Origin of the sequence: Streptomyces muensis (assembly GCF_021474425.1) — a bacterium.
In the GTDB taxonomy this organism is placed as follows: domain Bacteria; phylum Actinomycetota; class Actinomycetes; order Streptomycetales; family Streptomycetaceae; genus Streptomyces; species Streptomyces muensis.
The window spans coordinates 1-7,002 of the sequence record NZ_JAKEIP010000342.1; the positions used below are offsets into that span (position 1 = coordinate 1).

General features: G+C 68.7%; 9 protein-coding genes. 6 read left to right on the forward strand and 3 right to left on the reverse strand.

Annotated elements, in window-relative coordinates; genetic code table 11:
- Positions 1–273: 273 nt before the first annotated feature.
- Positions 274–960 (reverse strand): helix-turn-helix transcriptional regulator, encoded by a 687-nt coding sequence (locus L0P92_RS40150; RefSeq protein WP_234768073.1) that lies wholly within the window; start codon positions 958–960, stop codon positions 274–276.
- A 532-nt stretch (positions 961–1,492) separates the two neighbouring features.
- Between L0P92_RS40150 and L0P92_RS40155 the strand changes: the two genes are divergently transcribed.
- Together L0P92_RS40155 and L0P92_RS40160 are read left to right on the forward strand one after the other, a co-directional pair.
- Complete coding sequence (locus tag L0P92_RS40155; RefSeq protein ID WP_234768074.1) at positions 1,493–1,756, forward strand: hypothetical protein; 264 nt, start codon at positions 1,493–1,495, stop codon at positions 1,754–1,756.
- On the forward strand, positions 1,753–2,124 hold the full coding sequence (locus L0P92_RS40160) for a PIN domain-containing protein (RefSeq protein ID WP_234768075.1): 372 nt from the start codon (positions 1,753–1,755) through the stop codon (positions 2,122–2,124). The genes L0P92_RS40155 and L0P92_RS40160 overlap by 4 nt, the downstream gene beginning before the upstream one ends.
- 226 nt (positions 2,125–2,350) lie before the next feature.
- Here L0P92_RS40160 and L0P92_RS40165 read toward each other — a convergent pair whose 3' ends face one another.
- Together L0P92_RS40165 and L0P92_RS40170 are read right to left on the reverse strand one after the other, a co-directional pair.
- On the reverse strand, positions 2,351–2,908 hold the full coding sequence (locus L0P92_RS40165; protein ID WP_234768076.1) for a hypothetical protein: 558 nt from the start codon (positions 2,906–2,908) through the stop codon (positions 2,351–2,353).
- Positions 2,908–3,210 (reverse strand): hypothetical protein, encoded by a 303-nt coding sequence (locus L0P92_RS40170; RefSeq protein WP_234768077.1) that lies wholly within the window; start codon positions 3,208–3,210, stop codon positions 2,908–2,910. Before L0P92_RS40170 ends, L0P92_RS40165 begins: the two co-directional genes overlap by 1 nt.
- Positions 3,211–3,389: 179 nt before the next feature.
- Here L0P92_RS40170 and L0P92_RS40175 point away from each other — a divergent pair, with 179 nt between their 5' ends.
- The 4 genes from L0P92_RS40175 to mycP form a co-directional block, all read left to right on the forward strand.
- Complete coding sequence (locus tag L0P92_RS40175; protein WP_234768078.1) at positions 3,390–3,647, forward strand: winged helix-turn-helix domain-containing protein; 258 nt, start codon at positions 3,390–3,392, stop codon at positions 3,645–3,647.
- Between the two features lie 212 nt (positions 3,648–3,859).
- Positions 3,860–4,195: a hypothetical protein gene (locus tag L0P92_RS40180; RefSeq protein WP_234768079.1), complete on the forward strand. Its 336-nt coding sequence runs from the start codon at positions 3,860–3,862 to the stop codon at positions 4,193–4,195.
- Positions 4,196–4,202: 7 nt separating this feature from the next.
- The gene (locus L0P92_RS40185) at positions 4,203–5,648 is read left to right on the forward strand and encodes a hypothetical protein (RefSeq protein WP_234768080.1); all 1,446 of its coding nucleotides are present in this window, start codon (positions 4,203–4,205) and stop codon (positions 5,646–5,648) included.
- A 176-nt stretch (positions 5,649–5,824) separates the two neighbouring features.
- A partial coding sequence (gene mycP, locus L0P92_RS40190) for a type VII secretion-associated serine protease mycosin (RefSeq protein WP_234768081.1) occupies positions 5,825–7,002 on the forward strand: 1,178 nt, incomplete at its 3' end.

Below are 7,002 nucleotides of genomic sequence, written 5' to 3' on the forward strand. Positions count from 1 at the left end.
CCCATCGGCCTTCGGCCTCGTCCTCAAACGCCGGACGGGCTGAAAGACCTCAAGGGGCGCGGGGAACTGCGCGATCAGCCCCCACCGGGCCGCGGGCGTCCGCGGCGCGAAGGGGCCGTGTCGGGGGGTGTCCGCCCGCAGCGGCCGGTGTCAACAGACAGCACTTCTTGTCCTACTCCCGCCACCGGACCGAGGACGGACACCCCCCGGCGCGGCCCCGACCCACAACGCACCGAACCGCGCCACCCGCACCCCCGCGGGCCACCGCAGGCATCACGGCGGCTCCGTCGGAGACACCGGTCCCGCCCGGTCCAGCAACCCCGTCCGAGCCGCCAACGCCGCCGCCTCCAGTCTCGAACCGACGCCCAGTTTCATCAGCACCCGTTGGACATGCGTACGCGCGGTCGACGGTGCGATGCCCATCCCCGCGGCGATCAGCCGGGTGTCCTCGCCGTCCGCGACCCTGACCAGGACCTCGACCTCCCGAGGCGTGAGCATCTGCAACAGCCGCTGCCCCTCGTCGTCCGGCTGGGCGGCCGGGTTGAGCAACTCACTGAACGCGCCCTGGAGGAGAGAGGGCGCCACCGCCGCCTCCCCCGCCCGAGCCTTCATGATCGCCCGCTCGACACCCTCTATGCGTTCGTCGTGCCGCACATAGCCGGAGGCCCCCGCAGCGAACGCCGCCGCGATCCCGCGAGGACTCGGCACCGGCCCCAGCACCAGCACGGCCACCTGCGGCCGCTCCCGCTTGATCTTCACCACCGGATCGAACATCCCCGGCTCCGCAGGCGAGGCGGTCCCCAGCAGACACACTTCAGGCGCCCGCGTGATCACCAGTTCCGCCGCCCCCGCGGCCGGCGCCGCCGCGGCCAGCACCCGATGCCCCCTGAGCTTCAACGCCGAGGCCAACGCCTCCGCGAGCAATCGGTGGTCGTCGACCACCATGAGCCGCACTCCCATCGAGCAACCCCCCAGTCACCCAAGTCCCCGGTCCCCTCCGCACGGACGGACAGAGCCCCCTCCCAGCTCCCCCGCCCTTCATGCCCCGGAAGCTACACGCTTGTTCGACGTTGCGCGCCCCTACCGGTGAGAAGTGCCCCGGAACGACGGATTTTCTGACTCTCCCCGCATTCAAGGACGGTGGAACAGCAATCGGTCCAGAGGGTCGGAGGGCGCGGGCCCTCCCACCGCACCACCAGACGTGCGGCATCGCATCCAGCGGTCCGCCCAGCCGAACTCAGACGTTGCCAGGTCCTCTTGGGTATCCGCGGCCCAGGGCTTCCCGCGCGGGGATCCGTGCGGCCGCCGCCTTGTACGCCCCTCCGAGCACCTGCAGGGACCTGTGGCCCTCCGCGCCCGTCGCCGCCGGCCCGCCGTCGTCGCCGCACCACCCGCGGAACCGCACGCAGAGCCGCCGGTCGCACCGCTCGGGCGATGCGGCGCCCCTTCGGAAATTCCGGACACCATCGGTATTCACTAGTATTCTTGCGGCATGGCTGACACCACCATCAAGATCAGCGAGCCGATAAGGGACCGTCTGCGCACCCTCGCCGAGGAACGCGGCCTCAGTACGCGTGCCTACGTCGAGCGCGTGGTCGCCGCAACGCCCACGGAGGCGGAGCGCGCGGAGCGTACGGCCCGGGCTATCGCCTACGTCCGGGCCAACTTGTGCCCGGACCTCTCCGAAGACGACGTACGCGCGGCGCAGGAATGGCGTGCCTCGATCGCAGCCCGACAGGTGGGGGAACGCAGGTGATCATCCTGGACCATACGGCGGTCCTCGCCCTGTGCCGCGGCCACCGGCTGCTGTCAGGGCTGGCCGTGGTCGAGGTCGACGACCCCTACCAGCGCGCGCATGTCCCGGCGCTGTGTCTGGTGGCCGCGACTCTCGAACTCCCGGGGGTGGTCGCACACGTCGGTGCACTCCCCGGCCTGGAGTTCCTCCCACTCGACTTCGCCGGTGCCGCCGCTGTCGAGCAGACCGTGGCCGCAGGACTGGGCTGGACGTACGGGCACGCCGTCTACGCAGCGGCTGCCAGTGCCGTCGAAGGACAAGTGCTGACCGCCACACCTGAGGTCTATGACGGCACGGGGGTATGGGCCGTGGACATCGGCAAGCCCTGACCCGCTCGCCCAGGCCCGAGGGAGGGCACCTCGCGCCGGCCTCGCGATCAAGCCACGCTGGTGCGGGCGAAGCAACAGACGGCCCCGGAAGCGGGATGTCGATGCCTCCGAGGCCGTCCGTCGCGCGGTCGTCCGCCCTGTTTCGCCGCCAAGGCGGGGCGGACAGCACCAATGGATGGATGCGCCCTGCGGTCGGGCTGGATGATGCCCGCCGCCCGCGCCCGGCCTACAAGAGGTCGAACACGTCGGGCGGTGGCGGGAAGTGGGGCGCGCAGTCGCGGCACGCGTACACGTTGAATTCGGGCCCGGAGTTCTGGTGCACTTCGGAGACGATTACAGGGGTGTCGGTGGTCCGGTCGCAGCGCACGCACATCCGCACGGGCCGCCGTACGACGGCCGACGCGTCCGTGCGGGCACACCGCTGGCAGACCTGCTGGTGCCGGACGGTTCCGCCGCTGTCCGTGGTGACGGTCAGGTGCGGCTGCTCGGTCGACCCGCACATTTCGCACGCGTCAGTTGGCGCGCGGTCGGCGATGTCGAGGTGCGGGCCGTCGTGCCCCTCGGTCCGCAGGCATGCGAGCCCTTGCGCACCGGGGAGCGGCGCCCCGCACTCCTCCATTCCGGGCGGCTGCTGGAGCCAGGCGTGACCGAAGGCGTCGCGGTGGTCTCCGTCGTGGCCCCGCCCCAGGACGCAGGGCAGGCGGTGACGTGCGTGACCCGGCCGCTGCCATCCGGGGCGGCGGGCGCCGCACAGCGCGGTGCTGGTGGAGGTGCTGGTGGCCATCACGCCACCTCCCGCGCACCGGTCACGTACTGATCAAGGTCGATGAGGTCGATACCGAAGTCCGCGGCATGAACCAGGACAAGGCGGCGTTCCCTTCGCCGCCGCCTCTCCTCGAACGCGACCAGGTAGGGGCGGACCAGGGCGGTCTCCTCGCCGTCGAGCGGGGACGCCAGCCCGTAGGGGCTCCTCGGCGACGAGGGCCGTGCCGGGGCGCCGGAGGGGCGAGCGGTGGCGGCACGGTGGCCGGGCGGTCGGCGCGGTGCCGGCCACGGGGGTGGGGGCCGAAGACCTCCAGCACCCAACGTAGGAGGGCATGGATAATGCCCATCGTCATCAGCTCCTGCAAGTTGGTGGCCACGCCCCCGGGCCGCTGGAACGGTCGCGGGGGCGCCTTGTGGATATACCACGGTATACCACGGCATCCATTGGTACACCATGGTCCGCCGATGCGGTGCTCGGTACACCGGGCGAAGCTGAAGACATGGCCGAGTACGAGTGGCAGCGCATCGCACGCGCCATCGAAGAAGAGATCAGGTCGGGACGCATCCCGCCAGGTGGAGCGCTGTCCAGCATCACGCGGCTCGCTGGAACTCACGGCGTTGCCGACCGGACCATCCGGCGTGCGCTACGAGACCTTCGCGAGCGAGGACTGATTGAGACGCTGCCGCACAAGGGCTCTTACGTCGTTGATACGCCGCCCCCGGCCGATAAGCCCGAGGGCGAAGGGACCGCCGACTGATGTACAGCATGCGCTTCTTCACAACGACAGGGTGACTACGGCCGGCCGTGCGTGTGAGCGAGCCGTGGCTGACAATTCACAGGAGCACCTGGGGTGTTGCCCGGGGCGACGATAAAGTCGTACAGACGAGCGGAAGACAGCCGAGATGGCCGCTCAGCTGACCTTGCGGCCACGGCGTTGCACCGGTGAACGGGGAGAGGGGCTGACTCGCGGTGGCGAGCGGACGCTACAGAGTTGATCTGAGCGCGTTGGACGAGGTCGTCAAGAAGCTCAACTGGGTCATATCTGACCTGGGGGACGCGAAGTCCGACTCCAAGTACAAGACGTACCTGCCGCCAGGGGCGCTGGGCGAGAGCGTCGCGGGCGCGACGTTCGTGGAGGCGGAGAAACTCCACGTCGCGCATGCGGAGATGAAGACGCATCTTGAGGACATCGTGGAGCACGTCCACGACCTGATGGACGACTTCGGCACCAAGACGAAGAAGACGCACGGCGCCTACCAGGACCAGGAAGCCGACGTGACGAAGTCGATGCAGGGCGGGGAGTGACCAGGCCATGAGCGGCGGCAAGAACGACGGCTACACGTACGAGTACCAGCCGGCGGCGATGTGCTACAACGCCTCGCACGAGTCGGACTTCGCGCACATGAACATGGACCAGATGAAGGCCATGGTCCGCAACGCCAAACCGGTCGAGGTGCACAACGTTGCCAGAGGCTGGACCGAGGTCAACAACAAACTGGTCGGCGAGGGTGGCGACGGAGGCGTCCGGGACACCTTCCTGAAAGCGGTGGCCGCGGTACTCGAACACTGGGAAGGCGACTCGGCCGACCGGTTCAAGGAACAGGCCGACATCATCGCGAAGAAGCTCCAGGACGGGGCGAAGTACGCGCAGTACACATCCACCGCGATGCACAGCGCGGCAACCGTGCTGGAGACCATCAAGCCCGAGGTCGAGGCGATGGAGAAGCCGGGCACGACCAGCAGCGTGCTCGACGCGGTCGGGGACCTCGGCAGCCGTTCGGACGAGGGCCTGGAGGACGACCTGGGTCAGGGGGCGTCCACGCAGAAGGCCCTGGACAACAACTCGGGCGAACTGTCCGCCGGTAAAGAAGCCCAGCTGAAGATGGCTGTGAAGATGGAGCAGCTGGGGGCTGCTTATGCTTCGCAGACGAAGGCTATGGGAACTTGGCGTCCGACTGGCAACAGGAACGATAGTGAACAGTACCCCGGCGACCCCGGCGGTACGCCGCCGATTCCCATCGTGGTCATGCCGACTGACTCCGGTCCCAGGCTCGTTGGGCGGACACCGTCCACCGGTAGTTCGTCCAGCAGCGGGAACCGATCCGTGATTTCCCCAACCCCCAGCGGTCCGAATCGCGTTGGCGGTCCAGGATCCCGTTCCTCCTCCAAGACCGCACCCCCCTCCGCTGTCGGCACAGATGTGGACAGCATCACCACCACCGGCCCGGGTGGTGCGGGCCGAGGGGCCACGGCCGGGACCGGTGCTGGCGTCCCCGGCGGAGGCAGTGGCGTCGGATCTGGTGGAGCGAACGGCCTAACTGGTGGAGGGACCGGCTTTCCGGGAAGCTCGAACGGCGCCGGAGCGGGCGTCGGGCGCAACGGCTCGGCGAACGGAACGGGTGCCGGGACCGGTGCGGGCCGTGGCGCAATGGGCGGTGCCGGAATGGGTGCCGGAGCGGGCGGGAAGGGCGCATCGTCGGGTTCCGGCCGTGGCCCTCTGGCTCGTGCGAAGGGCGGCGTCGTCGGCGAGGCCAAGAGTCCCTCCCGCTCTGGTTCCGGTGTCGGTTCAGGCCTGCACGGCAGCCGCGGTGGCACTGCGGAAGGCCGTGGATCGGCCGGCCTCCATGGAGCTGGCGCAGCAGCAGGCAGCGGCCGTGACAAGAAAAAGAACGCCAAGAACCGCCCCGACTACCTCGTAGAGGACGAGGAGACCTGGGTGTCGCCCAACCAGAACACCACCCCCCGAGTCATCGACTAGAACTCCGCCAGGCACGATCAGCAGGACAGTGGGTGGGCTCGCGAGCTTCGCGGCGCGAGCCCACCCCGCACGCAGATCACGAGAGGGAACACGTAATGGCGCTCAAGCAGACACTGCGCATCCTGTGCGGTGCAGCGGCAGCGGGGGCACTGGTCTTCTCCACGGCGACGACCGCTATGGCGGACCAGACAAGGAACGACCAGTGGCCGCTTGAAGCTTTTGGCGCCGAAAAGATCTGGAAGATCGCCACAGGCAAGGGCGTCACTGTCGCCGTCATCGATACCGGCGTGGATGCCCAACATCCCGACCTCCGGGGCAACGTCCTTCCAGGCAAGGACTTTATCGACGGCGACTCCGATGCATCACCCGAGGGCGACGGCCACGGCACTGCCATGGCTGGAGTCATTGCTGCTCATGGACACGGGGCAAAGGGTGCTGACGGCGTCAAGGGGCTCGCTCCAGACGCCAAGATTCTCCCGATCCGGGATTCGGGGACGGCATCAGATGAGCCTTTTTCTGCATCAATTCGTTATGCGGTGGATCATGGGGCCTCGGTAATCAATATCTCTCAGGCCTCTGGCGCAACTAAGGCGGGAGCGGCAGCGGTTGCGTACGCGGTCCAGAAGAACGTCATCGTAGTTGCAAGCACTGGGAATAACGGAACCGGACCGGAGTACCCAGCCAACTACCCTGGTGCGGTCGCCGTGGGAGCGGTGAACAATGCGGGCGAGATCTGGGAGAAGTCCAACTACGGCCCAACTACGTTGCTGACGGCCCCCGGCGTAGGCATCGTTTCCACCGACACCGGTTCCACCGGTTACCAGAAGGGAACGGGCACCTCCGACTCCACCGCCTACGTCTCCGCCGCCTGCGCCCTACTCCGCGAGAAGTTCCCCGACCTCACCGCGGGCCAGATCGTCAACCGCCTCACCAAGACGGCCGGTCTCCCCGACGACGCCAAGGGCCTCAAGCTCCCCGACGAGAAGTACGGCTACGGCTACATCCAGCCGCTCGCCGCCCTCAAGCAGAACATCCCGGCCGGCCCCAAGAACGGCCCCCTGACCATCCCCGCCGCCGACTCCAGCAGCACCGGCAAGGACGACGCCACCACACCCCCGGCCTCCTCCAGCAGCTCGGACGACAGCAGCGGCCTGAGCACCACCACGATCCTCGCCCTCGCCGCAGGCGGAATCCTCCTCGTCCTCGTGATCGGCGCCCTCGCCGTCCGCAGCAAGAACCGCGCCCGCCGCGACAGCCCGCCGCCCGGCTTCACCACGCACGCCCAGCAACAGCCGTACGGCAACCAGGCCGTACCCCCGAACCCCTACCAGCAACACCCCACACCCCCGACCAC